Origin of the sequence: Flavobacterium sp. HSC-32F16 (assembly GCF_024171645.1) — a bacterium.
GTDB lineage: Bacteria > Bacteroidota > Bacteroidia > Flavobacteriales > Flavobacteriaceae > Flavobacterium.
The window spans coordinates 434,883-459,547 of the sequence record NZ_JALKAC010000002.1 but is presented as its reverse complement, the minus strand read 5'-3'; the positions used below and the strand labels follow the sequence as shown (position 1 = coordinate 459,547).

The window sequence follows — 24,665 nt, the reverse complement described above, 5'->3', positions numbered from 1 at the left end:
GATGGCTTTAGAAAACACCCAGATTCAAGATAAACTTACAGAAACATTCAATAATGATGTTTTTAACTTTCAGCAGGAAAGAGATATTTTTACATTGGAAGCATCTGCTGATAAAATTACAGCATTGATTCTATTCCTTAAAAATGATTCTGATCTACGCTTCCACTTCTTAACCGATTTATGCGGAGTTCATTATCCAGACAATGATTCAGAACGCCAGTTTGCAATTGTATATCATTTACACAATTGGTACGAAAACAAACGTTTGAGAATTAAAGTTTATCTGAATGGTGAAAAACCTGAAATTAAATCTATTTCAAATATTTTCTTAAGTTCAAACTGGATGGAAAGAGAAACGTACGATTTCTACGGAATCAATTTTATTGGCCACCCGCAATTGAAACGTATTTTGAATATGGATGAAATGGTGTCTTTCCCAATGAGAAAAGAATTCCCAATGGAAGACAGCGGAAGAACTGATAAAGACGACAGATTCTTTGGAAGAACAACAACAAATTGCTAAAAAATAAATAATTCAACATTATAAAATGTCAGAACTATTATTACCACCAGAGCATCGTTATGCTAAAATAATTAAGGAGAAACTAAATGAAGACGGAAGCGAGCTTTCAGTACTAAATTTAGGACCAACTCACCCTGCGACTCACGGTATTTTTCAAAATATCCTATTAATGGATGGTGAAAGAATTCTGGAGGCTGAACCAACTATTGGTTACATCCACAGAGCTTTCGAAAAAATTGCCGAAAATCGTCCTTTTTATCAAATTACCCCTCTTACAGACCGTATGAACTATTGCTCCTCTCCTATCAACAATATGGGATGGTGGATGACATTAGAAAAACTGTTAGGTGTTGAAGTTCCAAAAAGAGCCCAATACTTGAGAGTTATCGTAATGGAACTGGCTCGTATTACAGATCACTTAATCTGTAACTCGATCCTTGGGGTTGATACTGGTGCGTATACAGGATTCTTATACGTTTTTCAATTTAGAGAAAAAATCTACGAAATCTACGAAGAAATTTGTGGAGCTCGTTTGACTACAAATATGGGAAGAATTGGTGGTTTTGAAAGAGACTGGTCTCCAGAAGCTTTCAAAAAACTAGATACTTTCCTTGAAGAATTTCCAGTTGCCTGGAAAGAATTCGAAAACTTATTCGAAAGAAACAGAATTTTCCTTGACAGAACTGTAAATGTAGGTGCTATTTCTGCTGAACAAGCAATGGCTTACGGATTTACAGGTCCAAACTTACGTGCTGCCGGAGTTGATTACGACGTTCGTGTGGCACAGCCTTACTCCTCTTACGAAGATTTTGATTTTATTGTTCCTGTTGGAAAATCAGGTGACACATACGATCGTTTCTGTGTTCGTAATGCCGAAGTTTGGGAAAGTTTAAGCATTATTCGTCAGGCTTTGGAAAAAATGCCGGAAGGAAACGAATACCATGCCCAGGTTCCTGATTATTATCTTCCTCCAAAAGAAGATGTTTATAATAACATGGAATCTCTAATTTATCACTTTAAAATTGTAATGGGAGAAGTTCCTGTTCCAGTTGCCGAAATTTACCACCCTGTTGAAGGAGGAAATGGAGAGATAGGTTTTTATTTAGTTACAGACGGAAGCAGAACTCCATATAGATTACATTTCAGAAGACCTTGTTTTATTTACTACCAGGCATATCCTGAAATGATTAAAGGTGCCTTACTTTCTGATGCAATTGTTATCCTTTCGAGTTTAAACGTAATTGCAGGAGAATTAGACGCCTAAAAAGATTGCAGATTTTAGATTTTAGATTTCAGATTGGAAAAATCTAAAATTTAAAATCAGAAATCTAAAATTTAAAAAGAATGCCGATTATAGATTCAGGTTGTAAAATCTAAAATCTAAAATCTAAAATCCAAAATTAAAATGGAACGTAAACATTACAAACAAGAAATAAATATGACTGAGGCATTGATCGCTCGTATCAATGAATTGATTAGTCATTATCCGGAAGGCAAACAAAAATCGGCTTTACTGCCTGTTTTGCACGAAGTGCAGGACGCGCATAACAACTGGCTTAGCATTGAATTGCAGGACAAGGTTGCCGAAATTCTTCAGATCAAACCAATTGAGGTTTATGAAGTGGTTACTTTTTATACCATGTTCAATCAAAAACCGATTGGAAAATATATGTTTGAATTTTGCCAGACGTCTTGTTGTTGTTTAAGCGGTGCCGAAAATTTAATGGATTATACTTCTGAAAAATTAGGCATTAAAATGGGCGAAACAACGGCAGACGGAATGTTTACCATTGCCGGTGTAGAATGCTTAGGTGCTTGTGGATACGCTCCGATGTTGCAATTAGGCGATTTCTACAAAGAGAAATTGACAGAAGAAAAGATCGATCAGTTAATCGCTGATTGTAAAGAGGATAAAATAATATTACACGATAAATAAGATGTCACAAAAAATATTATTAGATAAAATCAATATTCCTGGAATTAAAACCTACGAAGTATATCGCCAAAATGGTGGTTACGCTTCTGTGGAAAAAGCCCTAAAAACACTTACACCAGATGAAGTTACTGAAGAAGTAAAAAAATCAGGTCTTCGCGGGCGCGGTGGTGCAGGTTTCCCTGCCGGAATGAAATGGAGCTTTATTGATAAAAAATCAGGAAAACCAAGACACTTAGTTTGCAACGCCGACGAATCAGAGCCAGGAACGTTCAAAGATCGTTATTTGATGGAATATATTCCTCACTTATTGATTGAAGGAATGATTACTTCTAGTTACGCTTTAGGCGCTAACCTTTCGTATATCTACATTCGTGGAGAATATATGTGGGTTTTCAAAATTTTAGAAAGAGCAATCGCCGAGGCTAAAGCTGCCGGCTGGTTAGGAAAAAATATATTAGGTTCAGGTTACGATTTAGAGTTACACGTTCACTGTGGAGCCGGAGCTTATATTTGTGGAGAAGAAACTGCACTTATTGAGTCTTTAGAAGGTAAAAGAGGAAATCCTCGTATTAAGCCGCCATTCCCTGCGGTTTCAGGACTTTGGGCAAACCCAACAGTAGTAAACAACGTTGAAACTATTGCAACGGTGCCGTGGATTGTAAACAATTCTGGTGACGATTATGCAAAAATTGGTATTGGCCGTTCTACAGGAACTAAATTAATTTCTGCTTCCGGACACATCAAAAATCCTGGAGTTTACGAAATTGAATTAGGTTTAAGTGTTGACGAATTCATGAATTCTGATGAATATTTAGGAGGAATGTCTTCAAGTCGTCCCTTAAAAGCATTTGTACCGGGAGGTTCTTCTGTGCCGATTTTGCCAGCTGAATTGATTTTCAAAACAGCAAACGGTGAAGATCGTTTAATGACTTATGAATCTTTAAGTGATGGTGGTTTTGCTACCGGATCTATGTTAGGTTCCGGAGGATTTATTGTTTACAATGATACTGCTTGTGTTGTTAGAAACACTTGGAACTTTGCTCGTTTCTACCACCATGAATCTTGCGGACAATGTACACCTTGCCGTGAAGGAACAGGATGGTTAGAAAAAATCTTATGGAGAATTGAAAACGGTCAAGGCCGTGAAGAAGATATCGAATTACTTTGGAGCATTCAAAGTAAAATTGAAGGAAACACAATTTGCCCGCTTGGTGACGCCGCTTCTTGGCCAGTAGCAGCTGCGATTCGTCACTTTAGAGATGAATTTGAATATCACGTTCGTTTCCCAGAAAAAATCAAAAACAGAGATCACTTTGTTGCCGAACCTTTTTCACAAGTAAAGCATTTAGTAGGCGGTAAAGTAATCGTATAAAAATAAAAAGCACAAAGTTATAAAGTTCATAATGTTAAAAAGGACAGCAATTCTTTTCAATATTCCGACTTTCAACAAAAAAGTTTAAAATAGTTTCAAGTTTCAAGTTATTACAGTTTCACGTTTAGCAACCTGAAACTTTAAACCTGAAACTAAAAAAACAAAATAAGAGATGAAAGTAACCATAGACGGTCAAAGTATAGACGTAGAGCCAGGAACAACGATCCTGCAGGCTGCACGTATGATTGGTGGAGATTTGGTGCCGCCAGCCATGTGCTATTACTCAAAATTAAAAGGCAGCGGCGGAAAATGTCGTTGTTGTTTAGTTGAAGTTTCTAAAGGTAGTGAAGCTGACCCTAGACCAATGCCAAAATTAATGGCATCTTGTGTAACAGGATGTATGGACGGAATGGAAGTAAACAGTAAATCTTCTGCCAGAGTTACCGAAGCACGTAAATCTGTAACAGAATTTTTATTGATCAACCACCCATTAGACTGCCCTATTTGTGATCAAGCTGGTGAATGTGATCTTCAAAATTTAAGTTTTGAGCACGGAAACCCAAAATCACGTTTTATTGAAGAAAAAAGAACATTTGAACCAGAAGATATTGGTCCAAATATTCAACTGCATATGAACCGTTGTATTTTATGCCAAAGATGTGTACAAGTTGCAGATCAATTGACAGACAACAGAGTTCACGGAGTATTAGATCGTGGTGACCACGCTAATATTTCTACCGGAATTTCTAAAGCAATCGACAACGAGTTTTCTGGAAACATGATTGACGTTTGTCCGGTTGGAGCTTTAACTGATAAGACTTTCCGTTTTAAATCAAGAGTTTGGTTTAATAAACCTTATAACGCACACAGAGAATGTACTACTCCTGGATGCTGCGGTAAAACTACAGTTTGGATGTTTGGTGGAGAAATTCAACGTGTTACAGGTCGTAAAGATGAGTACCATGAAGTAGAAGAATTCATTTGCAACAGCTGTCGTTTTGATCACAAAGATGTAAATGACTGGGTTATTGAAGGACCTAGAGAATTTGAAAAAGATTCTGTAATCAACCAAAACAACTACGTACAAAAATTAGAGAAAGTTGAAATCGATACTGAAAAGAATATTCTTTTAGGCCGCGATATCGACCGTAAAAAAATTAGTATGGCTGCAATTCCATTAACTACTAATGAAAAAAATTCTTAAGAAATGGAAAGTGCATTTATTATAGAAAAAAGTGTTGTTATTGTTGTCGTTTTTGCGATTACAATGATTATGGCAATGTATTCTACATGGGCAGAACGTAAAGTTGCTGCTTTTCTTCAGGATCGTGTTGGACCAAACCGTGCAGGCTGGGGAGGTTTATTACAACCTCTTGCCGATGGTATGAAATTATTCTCTAAAGAAGAGTTTTTCCCAAATACACCAAACAAATTTTTATTTGTTGTAGGCCCGGCTATTGCAATGAGTACGGCTTTAATGACAAGTGCTGTAATTCCGTGGGGAGATAAACTTCACCTTTTTGGAAAAGATATTTACCTACAGGCAACTGATATTAACATAGCTTTATTATACATTTTTGGAGTGCTTTCTGTTGGAGTTTACGGCATCATGATTGGTGGATGGGCTTCTAATAATAAATTCTCTTTAATGGGAGCTGTTCGTGCAGCTTCTCAAATGGTTTCTTACGAAGTTGCTATGGGATTGTCAATGATTGCATTATTGATGATGACTGGAACAATGAGTTTAAAAGAAATTTCATTACAACAATCAGAATGGCATTGGAATATATTATATCAGCCGGTTTCATTTTTAATCTTCTTAATTTGCTCATTTGCAGAAACTAACAGAACTCCGTTTGACTTAGCAGAATGTGAAAACGAATTAATTGGAGGTTACCATACAGAATATTCATCAATGAAAATGGGATTCTATTTATTTGCAGAATATGCAAGTATGTTTATCTCTGCTACTATTATTTCTGTATTATTCTTTGGAGGTTACAACTATCCGGGAATGCAGTGGATGGTAGAAAATGTTGGAGTAAACACTGCTAATCTTTTAGGAATTGCCGTCTTATTTGTAAAAATATGTTTCTTCATATTCTTTTACATGTGGGTACGCTGGACAATTCCAAGATTTAGATATGACCAATTAATGAACTTAGGCTGGAGAATTTTGATTCCGCTTTCGATCATTAATATTATGATTACGGGTGCTGTTATCTTAAGACACGATATCGCAGCAGCTTTAGGATTCTAAGAACCTTTATCAGCTTCAAATAAAAAACAAAATAGATTTGAATTTGAATCATCAAATTTTGAATCATAAACTATAACAGTAAAAATGTCAATAGAAACTATATCATTATCGGGTAGAAAAAAGGTGGTGTCAAATAAGGACATGACTTTTATTGAGCGATTGTATCTTGTGGCGATTGTGAAAGGTTTAGCTATTACGCTTAAACACCTTTTTAGAAAAAAAATTACAATTCATTACCCAGAGCAGGTTCGTGAAATGAGTCCGGTTTATCGTGGTCAGCATATGTTGAAACGCGATGAGCAAGGTCGTGAAAATTGTACCGCTTGCGGATTATGTGCTTTATCATGTCCGGCAGAAGCTATTACAATGAAAGCAGCTGAACGAAAACCAGACGAGAAACATTTATACAGAGAAGAAAAATATGCTTCCATTTATGAAATAAATATGCTTCGTTGTATTTTCTGTGGTTTATGTGAAGAGGCTTGTCCAAAAGATGCTATTTATTTGACAACTTCTAAGGTTTTAGTTCCTGCAAGTTATGAAAGAGAAGATTTCATCTTTGGAAAAGACAAATTAGTGATGCCTTTAGAAATGGCTATTAAAAATTCACAACTTAATAACGCTAACTAATGATACACATTCCTGATTTCGCAAACGCTACTCCCGTAGGTGTTATATTTTGTATTTTAGCGTTTATTACGGTAATAACTGCCTTTTTAACCATTTTTAGCCGAAACCCAATTCATTCTGCTATTTACTTAGTGATTTGTTTTTTCTCTATTGCCGGTCATTATTTATTATTGAACTCTCAATTTTTAGCTGTTGTACATATAATAGTCTACTCTGGAGCGATTATGATTTTGTTCCTGTTTACGATTATGCTGATGAATCTTAACGAACAAAAAGATGTGCACCGACCAAGGATTACACGTTTAGGAGCTATAGTTTCTTTCTGTTTAATTGTTATTGTTTTAATTGCAATTTTCATCAATTCTAAACCAATTGTTGGAGATTATGATTCAACCGGAGAAGATTTCCAATCTATTAAAGTATTGGGTAAAATATTATTAAACGAATATATGGTTCCATTTGAATTTGCTTCGGTTTTACTTTTGGTTGCGATGATTGGAGCTGTATTATTGTCTAAAAAAGAAAAATTAAATAAATAATGGGTAATATATTAAATCAAATAGGTATTGAAAATTACATCTTTTTAAGTGTTGTACTTTTTTGTATTGGTGTTTTTGGTGTATTGTACAGACGAAATTCAATTATCGTTTTTATGTCTATCGAAATCATGCTTAACGCAGTAAACCTTTTATTTGTAGCTTTTTCAACTTACCATCAGGATGCACAAGGACAAGTTTTTGTATTCTTTTCGATGGCAGTAGCTGCTGCCGAAGTTGCGGTAGGATTGGCGATTTTAGTTTCTATTTTCAGAAACATCGGCTCAATTAGTATCGATAATTTAAAAAATTTAAAAGGATAAAATAGAAATGGATACCAATTTAGCTTTAGTTTTAGTTTTAGCTCCTTTTTTAGGGTTTTTAATTAATGTTTTCTTTGGAAAAAGCTTAGGAAAAACAGTTTCTGGATTTATCGGAACTGCTGCCGTAGTGATTTCTTTCATAGTTACTCTTGTACTTTTTAATCAAATAACTTCTACTGGAAAAGGAATTGAAGTTACTTTATTTGATTGGATTCAAATTAGTAATGTAAAAATCAATCTTGGATTTTTATTAGATCAATTATCTGTTCTTTGGTTGTTATTTGTAACCGGAATTGGATCTTTGATTCACTTATACTCTATCAGTTACATGCATGATGACGAAAACATGCACAAATTCTTTTCTTACCTGAATTTGTTCGTTTTCTTTATGATTACACTTGTAATTGGAAGCAACTTATTAGTATTATTTATCGGTTGGGAAGGTGTTGGACTTTGCTCTTATTTACTGATCGGGTTCTGGCATAAAAACCAGGATTACAACGATGCCGCAAAGAAAGCTTTCATCATGAACAGAATTGGAGATTTAGGTCTTTTAATTGGTATGTTTGTTTTAGCTTTTACTTTTAAAACATTAGATTACACAGAATTAAAGGAAATCATTTTACATATTAAAATTGATCCTCAAGTTGCTATGTATTTGTCAATCGCTGCGTTATGTTTATTTATTGGAGCCTGCGGTAAATCAGCACAAATTCCGTTATACACTTGGTTACCAGACGCGATGGCCGGACCAACTCCAGTTTCTGCCTTGATTCACGCAGCTACGATGGTTACTGCTGGTATTTTCATGATTACAAGATTAAACTTTGTTTTTGATCAGGCACATGACATACAAAACATAATTGCCGTTGTTGGAGCGATAACCTCATTAGTTGCTGCTACAATTGGTTTAGTTCAAACCGATATTAAAAAAGTATTAGCTTATTCTACCGTTTCTCAATTAGGATTAATGTTCTTAGCATTAGGATTAGGAGCTTATGAAGTAGCGGTTTTTCACGTAATCACACACGCTTTCTTTAAAGCTTGTTTATTCTTAGGATCTGGTTCTGTAATTCACGGTTTACACGGTGAGCAGGATATGCGTAAAATGGGCGGATTGCGTAAAGCAATGCCAATTACTTTCTGGACGATGTTGATTTCTTCATTGGCTATTTCAGGAGTTCCATTTTTCTCAGGTTTCTTCTCAAAAGATGAAATCTTATTAACGGCTTTCCACCACAGTATTCCATTATATGTTATTGGATCTGTAGCTTCAATCATGACAGCTTTCTATATGTTTAGATTAATGTTCTTAACTTTCTTTAAAGAATTTAGAGGAACTGAAGAACAAAAACATCATTTACATGAAAGCGGTGCTTTGATTACTTTTCCATTAATCATTTTAGCTATTTTGGCTGCCTTTGGCGGATTAATCAGCTTACCGGGAAACAGTTGGTTAAATGAATATTTAGCCCCTCTTTTCACTAAAGCGGCTGGTGAAGAACACCATTTAGGCGCAACAGAATATACTTTAATGGGTGTTGCTGTTTTAGGAGGTTTACTAGGAATTTTAATTGCTTACGTAAAATACTTCAAACAAGATAATGTTCCTGAAGCAGACGAAAATATTACAGGCTTAACAAAAGTATTGTATAACAAATATTATGTAGATGAAGCTTACGATGCAATTTTTGTTCGCTCAGTGAATGCATTATCAAGATTCTTTAGAGACTATATTGAAACCGGCTTATCAGCAGTTGTTTTTGGATTAGGAAAAATAACGAATGAATTAGCTTTTCAAGGTAAAAAACTGCAGACAGGAAGTATCGGATTATATCTTTTTGCTTTCGTTTTAGGTCTTTGTGCCATTGTTTCTTATATATTTTTAGCTCAATAATTTTATAACTATGAACGTTTCTCTTATATTAATTATTCTTTTAGTTGGTGCATTTATCACCTATTTTGCTGGTGACAAACTCGCTTCAAAAGTAGCTTTGTTCTTTAGTTTGGCAGCTTTAGGCTGTTCGGTTGTATTGTTAAACCATTTTAATGCTGGAGAAAACATCAGCCTTATAAATGCATGGATTACACAGCCTAAAATTTCATTTGCGCTGAATGCTGACGGATTGGCTATTGCGATGCTTTTGTTGACAACGGCTTTAACTCCGATTATTATATTCTCTTCTTTTGGAAATGAATATAAAAATGCAAAAGCTTTTTATGCTCTGATTTTATTTATGGCATTTGCTATGACAGGAACTTTCCTTGCTGCAGATGGTCTTTTATATTATATTTTTTGGGAGCTGGCTCTTATTCCTATATACTTTATTGCTCTTATTTGGGGTAACGGAGATGTTGAAGAGCGCAGAAAAGCAGTGGTTAAATTCTTTATTTACACGCTTGCGGGTTCATTGTTTATGTTGATTGCTTTTATATATTTATACCAAAAAGCAGGTTCATTCTTAATTGAAGATTTATACAAAGTACAATTATCTGCTTGCGAACAGCTTTGGATTTTCCTTGCTTTCTTCCTGGCTTACGCTATCAAAATTCCAATTATTCCTTTCCATACATGGCAGGCAAATGTGTACCAAAAAGCACCAACTGTTGGAACCATGCTTTTATCTGGTATCATGTTAAAAATGGGATTATACAGCGTTATTCGCTGGCAATTGCCAATTGCACCTCTGGCTGCAAAAGAATACATGACTATTTTTATTGCTTTAGGAATTGCAGGTGTTATCTATGGTTCAATAGTAGCTTTAAGACAAAAAGATTTAAAGAAATTATTAGCCTATTCATCTCTTGCACACGTTGGATTAATTGCTGCAGGATCTTATACTTTAACCCTTGATGGTTTCCGCGGAGCAGTTTTACAAATGATCGCTCACGGTTTTGTGGTAGTTGGATTATTCTATGCTGCAGAAATTATCTACAGAAGATTTGAAACTAGAAATATTAGCGAATTAGGAGGTATCCGTACACAGTCACCAAAATTCACTTCGATGTTTTTAATTTTGGTTTTGGCGTCTGTTGCTTTACCAACAACTTTTAACTTTGTTGGGGAATTTACAGTACTATATAGTCTTTCTCAAATAAACATTTGGTTTGCTGTTTTAGGTGGAACAACGATTATTTTAGGAGCTTATTATATGTTAAAGATGTTTCAAAACGTAATGTTGGGTGAAACTAATTCTAAAACTTTTGCAGATGTTTCTATAAACGAAGGAATTTCTATGGCAGCGATTATTGCTGTTTTAATTTTCTTTGGATTTTATCCAAAACCAATTACAGATTTGATCACTCCAAGTTTAGAAACGATTTTAAACGTTATCAATAAAAACTAAGATTTTTGAATAATGATTAACGATTTTGATTTCAGATTTTTCTGAAATTTAAAAGTTAAGCATTAAAAAATAAAAATATATTTTAAATAAAATAAATTAGGGCGTTTTAGATTTCCTAAATCAAAAAAACAAAAATGAATACATTAATAGCTATAACAGGATTGGGTATTTTCTGCCTATTGTTTGAAATTCTAAATTTTAGAAAAGGCATCGTTCCGTTTACCATTTTAGGTTTATTGGGAGTCTTGGCGCTTAATTATTATGAATTTGGAACAACAGCAAGTTATTACAATAATATGATTGCGGTAAGTAAGTTCTCTACGGCATTCTCTTCATTATTTATTATTTTAACTATTTTCCTTGTAGCATTAAGCCATAATTTTTACGAAAATCACCAGACAAAAATCTCTGATTTTATTGCTATAAAAGTGTTTTTATTAGCTGGAGCTGTTGCGATGGTTTCTTTTGGAAACTTGGCAATGTTTTTCCTTGGAATCGAAATTCTTTCTATTGCATTATATGTTCTTGCAGCGAGTGATCGTTTGAATATTAAAAGTAATGAGGCGGGTATGAAATATTTCTTAATGGGATCTTTCGCATCAGGAATTATCTTATTCGGAATTTGTTTGATCTACGGAGCTATGGGAACTTTTGATATTGCAGAAATTCACGAAAGCTCTTTATCTGCTGAGTTACCTGTTTGGTTTCCTATCGGAATGATTTTAATGACTATTGGAATGTTTTTTAAAGTGGCTGCTGTACCATTTCATTTTTGGGCACCAGATGTTTACGAAGGTTCTCCAGCTTTAACAACTGCTTTAATGAGTACGCTTGCTAAAGTTGTAGCGATTGCAACATTATTTAAATTAGTTTCAGGATTGAATTTAATTCCTTCTTTAGAAAACCAGGATCTTTTAGGAACTTTTGAAAATATTGTTCTTGTAATTTCTATTGCTTCTATGACGGTTGGAAATATTATGGCTTTACGTCAGGTAAATGTAAAACGTATGCTGGCATTTTCCGGAATCTCTCATGCAGGTTTTATGTTAATGACTTTCTTATCTATTGCAACTTCTGCCGGAGTTTTATTGTATTATACTGCAGCTTATGCGTTAGCCGGAATCGCTGCCTTCAGTGTTATTTTATATGTATGCAAAAATCAGGATAACGAAGATATTACTAACTTTCACGGTTTAGGAAAAACAAATCCGCTGTTAGCTGCAATCTTGACAGGTTCATTATTGTCTATGGCAGGTATCCCGATTTTCTCAGGGTTCTTTGCAAAATTATTCTTGTTTGATCAGGCACTTCATGCTGGTTATACAGCTATCGTAATTGTTGCTGTAATCAACTCTATCATAAGTGTTGGTTACTATTTCAAACTAATTTTGGCTATGTATTCTAAAGAACCAAACGAAGAGCGCACCGGAAAACCATTTCTTATTTATGCTGTTGCTATCATTTCTATCGGTTTAAATATTGCATTAGGTTTATTCCCTTCATTAGTTTTAGATTTATTGAATTAAAAATTCAAACTAAAAAATATACCAAATCCATCAAGAGTTTCTTTTGATGGATTTTTTACTTTAAAGCTGTTTTTTAAAAAGAAAATTTCATGTTAAAAATTTCAGCTTAACTTTTAGACTTGGAAAAAACTCCATATATTTGGGTTCACAAAAAGCATAAAAACTATGGCCTTCAATTCAAATAATCCATTTTTAAGTAACAACCGTTTTTCATCAAATGCTGTTTCAAGAGCTGGTAATACCCCGCAAATCATTGACTACAATCAGGAAATGACACTATCTGGTACAATCAATAAAACTGCTGTTTTATTTTTATTATTATGTGCTGGTGCAATGTTGACCTGGTGGATGTTTTCTAACGAAATGAACATCATGGTTCCTGCTTTTGGAGGTGCAATTGTGGGTTTTATTTTAGTTATAGCTGCAGCTTTTAAGCCTCAATATTCTTCATATCTGGCACCTGGTTATGCCTTTTTTGAGGGATTATTTATTGGTGGAATTTCAGCAATATTTGAAGCAAAATTTCCCGGAATCGTAATTAATGCAGTTGGTGCTACTTTAGTTACTTTTTTAGTTTGTTTAGGTTTATACAAATTTAAAATCGTAAAAGTTACAGAACAATTCAAATCGGTTGTTATTGCGGCTACTTTGGCAATTGCTACTTATTACTTAATTTCCTGGGTAGTTTCAATGTTTACAAGCTTCACTCCTGTTCATCATGGAAATTCAATGATGAGCATCGGAATTAGTGTTTTTGTGATCATTATTGCTGCTCTGAATTTATTCTTAGATTTCGACCAAATTGAAAAAGGAGTACAGCAAAGAATGCCAAAATTCATGGAATGGTACGGTGCAATGGGATTAATGGTAACATTGGTTTGGTTGTATATTGAATTCCTAAGATTATTATCTAAATTATCAAGCAAGAATTAAGTTCTTCGATCTCAAATAAATACAAAGCCTTTTTGAAATTCAAAAAGGCTTTTTTTATGCTCAAAAACTTCTGTTTGCATCTAATTTAACTTGTGTGAAATTGAATATTTTTTAAAAATTTAAAAATTTCACAAAAACAGGCAAAACAAGTACAAAAATAACATTTAAGAAATGTTTACTTTTTTGTAAGGAAAAAAGTCAGTAAAATCGATACTTTTGGGCAAAACTTAAATTATGCAATAAATTACAATTAATGCAATTTATTACATTTTAACTAAAATAATTAAATTATTTTTTTCATATACATTTTTTTTAAAGCATTAAACTAAGAATATGTAAATTTTGTATAATTTTGTGCAATCGATTACAATACACTTGTATCGTAAATCACAAAAAACCACAAAAACTATTATTAATGTCTAACTTAAACAATTATGAAAAAAAACCTACTTTTTCTAACTGTGTTTCTAATCACTTTACAAACATGGTCACAACAGATCAACGAAGCCAGCGGATGGCTTGAATCTGTTTTTGTAAAATGGCAGCCTGTAAGTAATGCTCAAACCTATAATGTATATTATACTGGAGGAGGGCTGGTAGATCAAAAAATCGACAATGAACTTATTAGAAGTTACGGAACGTATTTTCGCGCTGACATTCCGGGGTTAAAGGCAGGATCTTACACGGTAAAAATTAAACCTGTTATTTCTGGCGTTGAAGGAACTGGAACGACAACCAGTTCGTTAACCGTAAAAGCTCATGACCGATCTGGGTTTGCGTTTTCGAATTCGCGTGTTCCCGGAGCTTATAATGCTGACGGAACTCCAAAAAGCAACGCGGTAATTCTTTATATTACACAACAAACTAAAAACACGGTTTCTTTAACTGTAACAGGAGCATCAGCAAATCCTTGTGTTGGACTGCAGACTATTCTTGACGGATATAAGAAGGGAAAAGACACAAGACCTTTAATTATTCGTTTGGTGGGTCAAATCACTGATTTATCGTATATGATGAATGGAGATCTTGTAATTGAAAACAACAATAATGCGGCGAGTTATATTACACTTGAAGGAATTGGAACTGATGCCACAGCATATGGATGGGGAATTAGGGTCAAAAATGCATCAAATATTGAAATCCGAAACATTGGAGTTATGAATGTAGACAGTGGCGAAGGCGACAATATTGGGCTGCAGCAAGATAACGATTATGTATGGGTTCACAACTGTGATTTCTTTTATGGAAAACCTGGAAGTGATGCTGATCAAATAAAAGGTGACGGGGCATTAGACTGTAAAAAATCGACTTATGTTACTTTTTCATACAATCACTTTTGGGATAATGGGAAAAGTAATCTTTTGGGTTTAAGCGAAGGAACTACCGAAGGTTTATTCATAACCTATCACCACAACTGGTATGACCATTCAGATTCTCGTCATCCGAGGATTCGTTATTATTCAGCTCACGTTTATAATAATTATTATGATGGAAATTCTAAATATGGTGTAGGATCTACATTAGGTTCTTCGGTATTTGTAGAAGCTAACTTTTTTAGAAATTGTAAATATCCTATGCTTACTTCAATGCAGGGAACTGATGTTTACAATGGCGCTGCAGGAACTTTTTCAAGCGAAGACGGAGGCACAATTAAAGCTTTCAATAATACTATGAGCGGGCAAAATCGTTTTGTTGGATACAATGCTGCAACTTATCCCGTAGAATTTGATGCTTACATTGCCACCACAAGAAATGAAACGATCAGCAGCAGTATCAAATCAAAAAAAGGAGCTAAAACGTATAATAACTTCGACACCAATTCTAGTGTAATGTATGCTTATACCCCTGAAAGTCCTGAAAATGCAAAAACAACCGTTATGCAATATGCAGGTCGTGTTTCTGGCGGTGATTTTCAATGGGCATTTAACAACGCGGTTGACGATACTGCCGATGGCGTAAATATAGGTCTAAGAGATGCCTTAAACACTTACCAGACTGGTTTAGTTTCTGTACAAGGCGGAACAAATCCTCCTGCAGGAAATCAAACTTTAACCTCAACTTCAAATAATAATCAAACGGTTACAAGCGGTACTGCTATTGCAACTATTGTTTTTACATGGGGAGGCGACGCAGCTGATGCAGCCGTAACAGGTTTACCGGCTTCTGGATTAACATTTGTAAAAAATACTACAGCCAAAACAATTACAATTACCGGAACTCCAACTGCAACGGTAACATATTCAATTGCCACAACGGGTTCAGCAGGAAATTCGGCAACAGGGACGGGAACTATTACGGTTAATGCTGCAGGAACTCAAACGCTGACATCTACTAACAATAACAGCCAAACTGTTGCCGGCGGATCAGCAATAAACTCAATTGTATTTACTTGGGGCGGAACAGCAACAGATGCAACTGTAACAGGATTACCGGCTTCCGGCATCAGCTTTGTGAAAAATACTTCGGCTAAAACAATTACGATTACCGGAACGCCAACTGCAACAGTTTCATATTCTATCGCTACAACAGGAACAGGAACGGCTGCAACAGGCTCCGGAACTATTACAGTATCGACAAGCAATCCGTCTGGAGATGAAATACATAATTTTACAACATCAGATAAAGCCAGTACTTTTTATACGATTACTGGAAATCTTTCAACTACAAAAGGAACGGTTACTTATAATGGCTTAACGCTTACACAGTGTTTAAAAATTGAATCTTCTACAAATATTACGTTTACAACTACTCAGGCAAGTACTTTAACCCTTGTTTTTGTTGAAACTGCTGCAACTATAAAAGTTGATAATATAGACAAAACGGCTTCAAATGGAATTGTTACGGTATCGCTTGCGGCAGGAAATCATACGATTACCAAAAAAGACACGTCTAATTTATTCTACATGATTACGGCTTACAACACTGCAACTCTTAAAATCGCGCAGCCAGAATCTTTAATTGAAACAAATAGTACTAAACCTTTTTTATATCCAAATCCGGCAGCCGGAACTTTATTTTTATCTGATCAAAATCAGAAAGTAGAAAAAGTTCAGATTTACAATGTTTTGGGAGTTTTAGTTAAAACATCACAAAAAGGAAATGAATCTATCGATTTGCACAATTTGGCTTCAGGAACTTATTTAGCGAAAATATTTACTTCAGATGGTTCAATCAACCAGACTATTGTGAAAAAATAAGCATTTAGAATATTTTCTAAAAAGAAAGGCTTCCAGATTTGGAAGCCTTTTGAGTTTTATAATTATCTATTCCTATTTCTAAATTCCTGTTGTTCGGTCATTTTACCAAACTCTTTAAAAAAACTTTTGATGGTTTGCAGATTAAACATTACATACAAAACCATTCCGATAAAAATAGTAATCCAGCTGTACACAATTTTTACGCCCGAAATATCCAAAGCCACAACATACAAAACAATTGTAGGCAAAATGGAAACTAAAAGTGTTAAGCCTAAAGCCAGCATAAGCGGATTAACAAAAAAACTGTTGACCGAATTTAAACCTATCTTTCTTAACAAGACAGCCAAAAAAAGCAATCCCAGAATAGTAAAAATTATTCCTGCAAAACCATAAAGTAAAACCTGATCTTTCAGGTTGTTTATTTCATTTTCGTAACCAAAAAAACTATTAAAACTGAATTCCATCGTATTTCTTTTCTTCTGGTGAAACATCAAATAAATGTTGTGTTTTATATCCTGCTATTTTAGCCAGAATAAAATTAGGAAACTCTTGGATTCCCACATTATAAAGATTAACACTGTCGTTAAAAAACTCGCGTCTGTCGGCAATTTTATCTTCCATTTGTGAAACTCTTTTCTGTAATTCCAAAAAATTAGTGTTAGAGGCAAGAGTTGGATAATTTTCAGAAACGGCAAAAAGATTTTTCATTGCTTTTGAAAACTCATTGGCATTTTCAATTTTTTCGTCAACCGTTTTTGAATTCAAAAAATCAGTTCTTAATTTGGTTAAACTTGTAAGCATAGCGGTTTCATGCTCCATAAATTTAGAGGCCACTTTTACCAGTTCCGGCACTTCATCTGCTCTCTGCATCAAAATAACATCGATGTTTCTAAATGCTTTTTCGTAATTGTTTTTCAGCAGAACAAGTTTATTATAAATTCTGATAAACAAATTAAAAAATATAATAAGAAGCAGTATTCCGGCAATTAATGCAATATTTTGAACAGTCATAATTTTTTAATTTAAAATGATATAAATGAGTATAAGCGTTATAAAAAACAGCGTTGTTAAAAGAGAATCTAAAAGTGGTTTATATTTATTTCTAAAAGAAATACTTCTGGGAAGTGCAATACCAAAAACAGAATCGGAATCACCTTTTTGAATGAGGGTCTCTCCATTAACTGAAGAAGCATAACCAATAAGCAGCATATAATCGTTGGTTTTTAAATACGTTTCTGAATATCTCGTTTTACCGCCTTCCTGATTATCAACACGGTCAAAATAATACTCCAGCCCTTCCCCATCTACAACTACAGATCCGGTTTCATCTTTTATTTTAAACTTACCTGTTTTGCATTCTGTAAAAATCGTGCTGTACGTCGTTCGTCCATCATCATCCGGTTTACTTTCTTTTTCAATTTTATAATAATAACCAATACAGGGTTTGCTGAAATAAGGCGAAATAATAGTCTCTATTTCTTCTAAATCTCCCACAACTTCAACTTGTCCCATTGCAGCAGAAGCAATTTTTGAAGTTGGCAAAACAGATTGAAGCCTCATAAACTTACTCTTTTTACTTGGAAAAAAGATATTGCTGATGATAATAAAACCGGGAATAACCAAGAACAGAAGTTTCAAATTACCATTTTCTGCCAGATAAAAGAAAGCTGCAATAATACAAGCTCCAACTAAAAGTCCAAGGAGCTGTTTGCCTAAAGGTGTTTTTTGAATATTATGTTTCCTGTTGAATTTTTCTCTTTCATTTTTTTCGTCTTTACTGCTTCTAATACCTGAATAAATCATTCCGATAATGGCAAATAAAAAAATGGAAGCGAATAAAAACAAAATAACCGCAAAAGGATAACTTTTATTAATCAGAAAACTAATTCCAACAAGCATTGGAGATAAAATAAAAAACAGCCAGCTTGGAAACTTTAAATTAAATAAGCCTGAAAAAATTACGGTTTGAAACAAGGCAATTCCTAAACTGAAAATCATCAGGAATATAACAACTCCCCCGTCTATTTCATTTTGAGTAAGAAAATCAAAAAATTCATTCATTTTTAAAAAGTTTACATTAAATTTCTTTGCAGAAATCACTAAAATACAATTTCAACTTCGTTTGAAAGCAATCTGCGAATCTTGTTTCTTTCAGCATCCGAAATTGGATTGTTACTTAAATCAATACCTATAAGCTTATCTAATTTATTGATATCATTTGGGATTTCGCTGATTTCATTATGACTTAAAATAAGAAATTTCAAATTTTTGAAGCCTAATATTTCTAAAGGAAACTGGTTCAATTTTGATTTAGACAAATTTAGTTCTATCACTGAATCAGGTTTTAATTTCGCCTGTTTCAAACTATTAAAAGTTGATTTTACTTTTTTAGTCTCTTCTTTATTTTTGTTTAACATTCCGAAACCTGCCATAATAAGCACAGCCACGAAAAAGACACACAAGAGGGCTGCCCAAATAGGATCTTCATTTTTTTCTGTTGTAAAAAGCCGCTGGTAAGCATAATAAGCCATTCCAAAAAATAACACCAGAAATAAACCTAAAACGATTAAAAAAAACAGGTATTTGAAAAACCCGAAAATAAGATTTTTTACGCTGGAAGTATCTTTTGCAAATTTGAAATAGGCAATTAATCCCAAGATAAAAAGCCAAAAAATTACAATTGCTATTTTAGCTGCTGTGTTTCCGTTTTCTATAACAGAAAATGTAATGAAAGTAGGAAACATTAAAATAAACCAAATAATAAATCCTGCAATACCAAGAGATGCGCACCCAAGTTTATATTCTTTTCCGTTTGATTTCAGCCAAAAATAGGCCAATATAAAAGACAAAAGAAGCACTCCTATAAATCCGTATCCAAAAGGTGTAAGTCCTGCTAAAAAAATTAAACTCATTAATAGTAGTTTTAAATTTATTTATGAAGTTTTAAAAGACGCATACTTGCAATGTATACATTCAACTTCGGTATCATTCTTATTTTGCTAAAGTGTAGACATCTATGTAAGACGGTACAATTTTTACCCTGTTTTGCTCATTTTTTAAAATTATATGAATGCTGTCATTTTTATTATTTACAGTCAATTCTAACAGTATAGGTTTTGAATTTCCTGAAACATCCAGTTTTCTGAAAGTATTTAAAGTTTCTAATTCGTTGAAACTAATTTGTGATGCAAAATTTTGTTCATGATTTCCCCATGAAAGAGACATCCCTGAAGGAATATGATCAAAAACAAAGGCTTTCTGATTATTACTGTTTTCAAGACTCCAATTGTTTTGATTAAACAATTCAACTTCGGCCGTTTTTAAATCAAATCCATCTGGAAGATTAAGTTCAATATTATATCGATGCTTTTCCATTACTAAAGCAGCTTTTTCATCAATATCTATTTTTGAATTTATATCTTTTTCCTCTATATCATCAAAAATATGCCAGGTTTCATTTATAGGTTTAGCAGAATATTGTCCAATTTTAAACTTTTTATCACCATCAGAAATCCATATCCTAATTTTTCCTTTTGGCAGTACTTCTGCTAAAAATACCAATGAAATTTGATCAGGATTCTCTTTAGCAAAACTTTCTTCATATTGGCTGGTTGTTGTTCTCAGTTCTTTGGCCTTCTCTAAAATAGTTGAATATGGCAATTTAAAATTTCCATTATAAAATTTTTTCTCTGTGTAAGAAAACCAGGTTATCGACAAACTATCAGGGTAAAAAGAATTTTCCTTACTTTTTTCAGAACTATTTATTTCATCCCAGCCATCGTCTATTACAAGATTTTTATCTACATCATAATTCCAATAGCCGCTATGATAAAAATAACAGGTTCTAACCTGAATTACATTTCCTTTTTGACTTAAAACACCTGAGCTCCATTCAAACCTTTCATCAGCCTTGTAATTGTAAATTTGTATTGAATTTGCAATTAGTATAATAAGCAATAAAATGGTTAACAATACATTGATTCTATCTTCTCTTTTTGTAAAATATTTCATGCCTGACTTTAATGTGAAAATGCTTTTCCTAATTGTACAACATACCAAAAAAGCCCAAAAACAATTACAGAAATTATACTGCTGATTATCAATATTATGCCAAAAAACCTGCGATACAGCGTTTTCTTAGGGCTATAAAAATAAACTAGGCACAAAAGTACCACCATAGTAATTGGCATTGTTAATGTTGTCCAATTCTCTGAATGATCTTCACCGTTAAAAAAATAAAATTGTAATGACACTGCAATCGCGGCCAAAAGAAAAAGTGTTATAAATATTTTCATGCTGTTTGTTTTTATAATACTGAGAATTCCCGAAACGTTTTTAAGTTTCCTTTTACCAATCAGCTTCTGGCAAATCATTTAGAACTCTATCCGGATTATCATCAACAAAAAGCTGCTGTCTTTTAAGTTTAAAATTTTTCTTTTGGGTTGTACTCGGCATACTGTCAACCATTGTATTAATCAACTCCGCCTCAGCAACTCCGTTAATCAAATCATAATCGACTCCTATTTGCGATCCCGCACCCATATTAAAAGTATGAATCTTGGTAAGAACCAGCTCATTATTTATGTATTTATATTCTGTTTGTCTCGTTCCAACTGGTCCAATTCCCTGTAATGTAACACGAAGAATTTTATCTTTATCAATTTCAATATTCTCATAATCATAGGGTTTATAACCTTCATACGAATATTCAGCATTCAATGCATGCCATGAAGTTTCCTGCAATACATAACCTCCTGCCTGTTGTTTAATAAGTACCAAAGCTGCACGGATATCAGTATTATCATTTTTGTTGTTTAAAACAATAACAATATCTTTTAATTCATCATCGTTTAAAAAACCTTCTGCCTGAAGTTGTATTTCATAGGGTTCTATAACAAAATCCTGTGCTTTTTTTCCTGTTTTAGGAAAAACTGCCAGAACACCACTATCAAAAATTTCCTCTTCTTCTCCTGCTGATGACGAATCTGAAGCATTTTTTGTTGTTGGTTTTGTCGTTTTAGAAACTTTATCAGTCTCTTTTTTACAGCTTACAGCTAAAATTACAATTATAAAGGCAAGTAAAGTATGTTTCATTTATTTGGGTTTGGCTGCAAATCTAGATAAATTACTACAAATTTTGCATAAAAAAAACCACTTCTTCCAAATAGAAAAAGTGGTTTTTGCAGTAAATTATGTTTTTTACAAATCAAATTTGATTCCTTGTGCCAAAGGAAGATTTGTGGTATAATTAATTGTATTGGTCTGACGTCTCATATAAATTTTCCAGGCATCAGAACCTGATTCACGTCCGCCTCCGGTTTCTTTTTCACCACCAAAAGCCCCTCCAATTTCCGCTCCCGAAGTTCCAATGTTTACATTGGCAATTCCGCAGTCAGAACCCACTACAGACAAAAATCTTTCGGCTTCCCGTAAGTTATTTGTCATAATTGCAGACGATAATCCCTGAGCCACTCCATTTTGAATTTCGATAGCATTATCTACCTCTCCAGAATATTTAACCAGATATAAAACCGGAGCAAAAGTTTCGTGCTGTACAATTGCAAAAGAGTTTTCGGCTTCAGCAATTGCAGGTTTTACATAACAGCCGCTTTCGTAACCTTCGCCAGAAAGTACGCCTCCTTCAACCAAAACTTTCCCGCCTTCGGCAACAACTCTGTTCAAAGCAATTGCATATTGTTCAACTGCATGCGTGTCAATAAGTGGCCCAACGTGATTGTTTTCGTCAAGCGGATTTCCAATTCGCAATTGTTTATAAGCTGCAACAAGCGCCTCTTTTACTTTATCGTAAATACTTTCGTGAATAATCAATCTTCTTGTTGAAGTACAACGCTGCCCTGCCGTTCCTACAGCGCCAAAAACAGCGCCAATAACCGTCATTTTAATATCGGCATCAGGCGTTACAATAATAGCATTGTTCCCTCCTAACTCTAATAAAGATTTTCCTAATCTTCCCGCAACTGTTTGTGCCACAATTTTGCCCATTCTGGTAGAACCTGTTGCAGAAATTAACGGAATACGAGTATCTTTTGTCAATAACTCCCCTATTTGGTAATCTCCATTTATTAAACACGAAATTCCTTCTGGAAGATTATTTTCTTTAATAACCTGAGCAATTATATTCTGACAGGCAATACCGCAAAGAGGTGTTTTTTCAGATGGCTTCCAAACGCATACATCTCCTGAAATCCAAGCCAAAGCGGTGTTCCAAGACCAAACGGCAACCGGAAAATTAAAGGCCGAAATGATTCCAACAACTCCTAGTGAATGGTATTGTTCGTACATTCTATGGCCGGGTCTTTCTGAATGCATCGTTAATCCGTGTAACTGACGGGATAATCCAACTGCGAAATCACAGATATCGATCATTTCCTGAACTTCGCCGTAACCTTCCTGTAATGATTTCCCCATTTCATAAGAAACCAATTTACCCAAAGCTTCTTTGTTTTGACGTAATTTTTCTCCAAACTGACGTACAATTTCACCACGTTGTGGCGCAGGAATAAGCCTAAAAGTTTTAAAAGCTTCTGTTGCTGAACGCATTACTTTTTCGTAATCTTCAAGTGTAGAAGTTTTTACCGATGCAATTAATTTTCCATCAACAGGAGAAAAACTATCTAAAATTTCGCCCGATGAAAAGTTTTCTGTTCCAGTTGAAGTTCCGTCATTAACCAGTTTAATTCCCAGTTGTTCCAAAGCTTCATTCATGCCAAATTGTGATGCTATTGTTGTCATTGTAACTTTTTTAGTTAAAATTGTTATATTTTTTATGTAAAGATATTGTTTTAGAATTAATTTCAAATCGAATTGAATTATTAAAAACAAAGTAAAATTAGTGTTATTATATAAGTATTAACGCAAACCAACAGTGATTTATTCAGTAAATTTGATGAAATTTGTATTCCTAAAATTATAAACATGACCCATTTCGGCAGGCTTTTACTTTGTTTTGTATTGATTTCTTTTAATGCTTTTTCTCAAAAAGAACAAAAATCTTCTTTTCAGGTTGTGCCTCTTGGAATAAAAGGCGGAATTGATGAAAAAAATCTTTCGGCTTATTTATTAGCGCCTTCTAACTCAAAAGATTTTATCTGCTTGGATGCGGGAACTATAAATACCGGAATTGAAAAAGCCATTGAAAACAAAGTTTTTAAAGTTTCGACCAGCGAGGTTTTAAAAAAATATATAAAAGGATATCTGATTTCCCATGCGCATTTAGATCATGTTTCGGGATTAATTATCAATTCTCCAGCCGATTCTTCTAAAACCGTTTATGCGACTCAAAAATGTATGGAAATGATTGAAAATCATTATTTTAATGATCAGACTTGGGCAAATTTTGGAGATAAAGGCCCTGGATTTCCTTTGAAAAAATATCATTTTCAAACTTTGAATTTAGGTGAAGAAACACCGATTTCAAATACAACTATGTCAGTTAAGGCTTTTCCTTTAAGCCACGTGAATCCTTTTGAAAGCACTGCTTTTTTAATCAAAAATGACAATGACTATGCTTTATATTTAGGTGATACAGGACCTGATTCTGTTGAAAAAAGCGATAAACTAAAAGCTTTATGGACTGCTGTTTCGCCTTTGGTTCAAAGTAAACAATTGAAAGGAATTTTTATTGAGGTTTCATTCCCAAATGAACAGCCGGATAAATTTTTATTTGGACATTTAACTCCAAATCACTTAATGACTGAGCTTCATATTTTAGAAGAAATAGCAGGGAAAGGTTCCCTAAATAATTTTAAAATTATTATTACGCATTTAAAACCTCCTGCTAAAAGTATTGCCAAAATCAAGGAGCAGTTAAAAAATCAAAATGATTTGGGGTTGAAGATCCTTTATCCTGAACAGGGGAAAAAATTTGAGTTGTAAAAATTCAACTATTTGTAGGTTTATTTTTATATATTGGCCGATAAATTTTTATTAATGAAAATTGTTTGGTCTTCAAGAGCAACTTATACGTTTTATACAACAAGGAATTATCTAAAACAATTTCGAAATAATGAAATTGCACAAAAATTTGTAACTGAGGTTTTACATATTATTAATTTAATAGAA

The 24,665-nt window shown here is 33.8% G+C and carries 22 protein-coding genes; 15 read left to right on the top strand and 7 right to left on the bottom strand.

Annotated features, from left to right (window positions below; all coding sequences use genetic code 11):
- The first annotated feature begins 1 nt into the window (after nucleotide 1).
- The 14 genes from L1276_RS08600 (at nucleotide 2) to L1276_RS08535 (ending at nucleotide 16,583) form a co-directional block, all read left to right on the top strand.
- A complete protein-coding gene (locus L1276_RS08600; RefSeq protein ID WP_253786834.1) occupies nucleotides 2-523 on the top strand; it encodes an NADH-quinone oxidoreductase subunit C in 522 nt (173 codons plus the stop codon).
- A gap of 25 nt (nucleotides 524-548) precedes the next feature.
- Entirely contained in the window at nucleotides 549-1,787 is a 1,239-nt protein-coding gene (locus tag L1276_RS08595) for an NADH-quinone oxidoreductase subunit D (protein ID WP_253786832.1), read from the top strand.
- 141 nt (nucleotides 1,788-1,928) lie between these two features.
- Nucleotides 1,929-2,459 carry an NAD(P)H-dependent oxidoreductase subunit E gene (locus L1276_RS08590; RefSeq protein WP_253786830.1) on the top strand — a complete coding sequence of 177 codons (531 nt, stop codon included), beginning with the start codon at nucleotides 1,929-1,931 and terminating at the stop codon, nucleotides 2,457-2,459.
- Between the two features lies 1 nt (nucleotide 2,460).
- A complete protein-coding gene (nuoF, locus tag L1276_RS08585; RefSeq protein WP_253786828.1) occupies nucleotides 2,461-3,831 on the top strand; it encodes an NADH-quinone oxidoreductase subunit NuoF in 1,371 nt (456 codons plus the stop codon).
- A gap of 172 nt (nucleotides 3,832-4,003) precedes the next feature.
- Nucleotides 4,004-5,035, top strand: a complete 1,032-nt coding sequence (locus tag L1276_RS08580) for a 2Fe-2S iron-sulfur cluster-binding protein (protein WP_253786826.1) — start codon at nucleotides 4,004-4,006, stop codon at nucleotides 5,033-5,035.
- Between the two features lie 3 nt (nucleotides 5,036-5,038).
- The gene (nuoH, locus tag L1276_RS08575; RefSeq protein WP_253786824.1) at nucleotides 5,039-6,091 is read left to right on the top strand and encodes an NADH-quinone oxidoreductase subunit NuoH; all 1,053 of its coding nucleotides are present in this window, start codon (nucleotides 5,039-5,041) and stop codon (nucleotides 6,089-6,091) included.
- A gap of 84 nt (nucleotides 6,092-6,175) precedes the next feature.
- The gene (locus L1276_RS08570; protein WP_073483762.1) at nucleotides 6,176-6,721 is read left to right on the top strand and encodes an NADH-quinone oxidoreductase subunit I; all 546 of its coding nucleotides are present in this window, start codon (nucleotides 6,176-6,178) and stop codon (nucleotides 6,719-6,721) included.
- Complete coding sequence (locus L1276_RS08565; protein WP_253786822.1) at nucleotides 6,721-7,260, top strand: NADH-quinone oxidoreductase subunit J; 540 nt, start codon at nucleotides 6,721-6,723, stop codon at nucleotides 7,258-7,260. Before L1276_RS08570 ends, L1276_RS08565 begins: the two co-directional genes overlap by 1 nt.
- A complete protein-coding gene (nuoK, locus tag L1276_RS08560; RefSeq protein ID WP_012023318.1) occupies nucleotides 7,260-7,580 on the top strand; it encodes an NADH-quinone oxidoreductase subunit NuoK in 321 nt (106 codons plus the stop codon). The genes L1276_RS08565 and nuoK overlap by 1 nt, the downstream gene beginning before the upstream one ends.
- Before the next feature lie 7 nt (nucleotides 7,581-7,587).
- On the top strand, nucleotides 7,588-9,477 hold the full coding sequence (gene nuoL, locus L1276_RS08555; RefSeq protein WP_253786820.1) for an NADH-quinone oxidoreductase subunit L: 1,890 nt from the start codon (nucleotides 7,588-7,590) through the stop codon (nucleotides 9,475-9,477).
- Nucleotides 9,478-9,487: 10 nt separating this feature from the next.
- Nucleotides 9,488-10,927 (top strand): NuoM family protein, encoded by a 1,440-nt coding sequence (locus L1276_RS08550; protein WP_253786818.1) that lies wholly within the window; start codon nucleotides 9,488-9,490, stop codon nucleotides 10,925-10,927.
- Between the two features lie 134 nt (nucleotides 10,928-11,061).
- Nucleotides 11,062-12,453, top strand: a complete 1,392-nt coding sequence (locus tag L1276_RS08545; RefSeq protein WP_253786817.1) for an NADH-quinone oxidoreductase subunit N — start codon at nucleotides 11,062-11,064, stop codon at nucleotides 12,451-12,453.
- 165 nt (nucleotides 12,454-12,618) lie between these two features.
- Complete coding sequence (locus L1276_RS08540; protein WP_253786815.1) at nucleotides 12,619-13,386, top strand: Bax inhibitor-1/YccA family protein; 768 nt, start codon at nucleotides 12,619-12,621, stop codon at nucleotides 13,384-13,386.
- Between the two features lie 434 nt (nucleotides 13,387-13,820).
- Nucleotides 13,821-16,583, top strand: coding sequence for a T9SS type A sorting domain-containing protein (locus tag L1276_RS08535; protein ID WP_253786814.1), 2,763 nt, complete (start codon nucleotides 13,821-13,823; stop codon nucleotides 16,581-16,583).
- A gap of 62 nt (nucleotides 16,584-16,645) precedes the next feature.
- On the opposite strand, the gene L1276_RS08530 is transcribed toward L1276_RS08535, so the two are convergent.
- From L1276_RS08530 to L1276_RS08500, 7 genes are all read right to left on the bottom strand, one after another.
- Nucleotides 16,646-17,047 (bottom strand): hypothetical protein, encoded by a 402-nt coding sequence (locus L1276_RS08530; protein WP_253786812.1) that lies wholly within the window; start codon nucleotides 17,045-17,047, stop codon nucleotides 16,646-16,648.
- Nucleotides 17,031-17,594: a LemA family protein gene (locus L1276_RS08525; protein ID WP_253786810.1), complete on the bottom strand. Its 564-nt coding sequence runs from the start codon at nucleotides 17,592-17,594 to the stop codon at nucleotides 17,031-17,033. The genes L1276_RS08530 and L1276_RS08525 overlap by 17 nt, the downstream gene beginning before the upstream one ends.
- A gap of 6 nt (nucleotides 17,595-17,600) precedes the next feature.
- Nucleotides 17,601-18,644, bottom strand: coding sequence for a hypothetical protein (locus L1276_RS08520; RefSeq protein ID WP_253786808.1), 1,044 nt, complete (start codon nucleotides 18,642-18,644; stop codon nucleotides 17,601-17,603).
- Between the two features lie 38 nt (nucleotides 18,645-18,682).
- Nucleotides 18,683-19,495, bottom strand: coding sequence for a leucine-rich repeat domain-containing protein (locus tag L1276_RS08515; protein ID WP_253786806.1), 813 nt, complete (start codon nucleotides 19,493-19,495; stop codon nucleotides 18,683-18,685).
- A 79-nt stretch (nucleotides 19,496-19,574) separates the two neighbouring features.
- Nucleotides 19,575-20,594 carry a DUF2931 family protein gene (locus L1276_RS08510; RefSeq protein WP_253786805.1) on the bottom strand — a complete coding sequence of 340 codons (1,020 nt, stop codon included), beginning with the start codon at nucleotides 20,592-20,594 and terminating at the stop codon, nucleotides 19,575-19,577.
- A 336-nt stretch (nucleotides 20,595-20,930) separates the two neighbouring features.
- Nucleotides 20,931-21,677, bottom strand: coding sequence for a hypothetical protein (locus L1276_RS08505; protein WP_253786803.1), 747 nt, complete (start codon nucleotides 21,675-21,677; stop codon nucleotides 20,931-20,933).
- A 105-nt stretch (nucleotides 21,678-21,782) separates the two neighbouring features.
- A complete protein-coding gene (locus tag L1276_RS08500) occupies nucleotides 21,783-23,336 on the bottom strand; it encodes an aldehyde dehydrogenase family protein (protein WP_253786801.1) in 1,554 nt (517 codons plus the stop codon).
- Nucleotides 23,337-23,519: 183 nt separating this feature from the next.
- On the opposite strand from L1276_RS08500, the gene L1276_RS08495 reads away from it, so the two are divergent.
- Nucleotides 23,520-24,479 carry an MBL fold metallo-hydrolase gene (locus tag L1276_RS08495; protein ID WP_253786799.1) on the top strand — a complete coding sequence of 320 codons (960 nt, stop codon included), beginning with the start codon at nucleotides 23,520-23,522 and terminating at the stop codon, nucleotides 24,477-24,479.
- Nucleotides 24,480-24,665 lie beyond the last annotated feature (186 nt).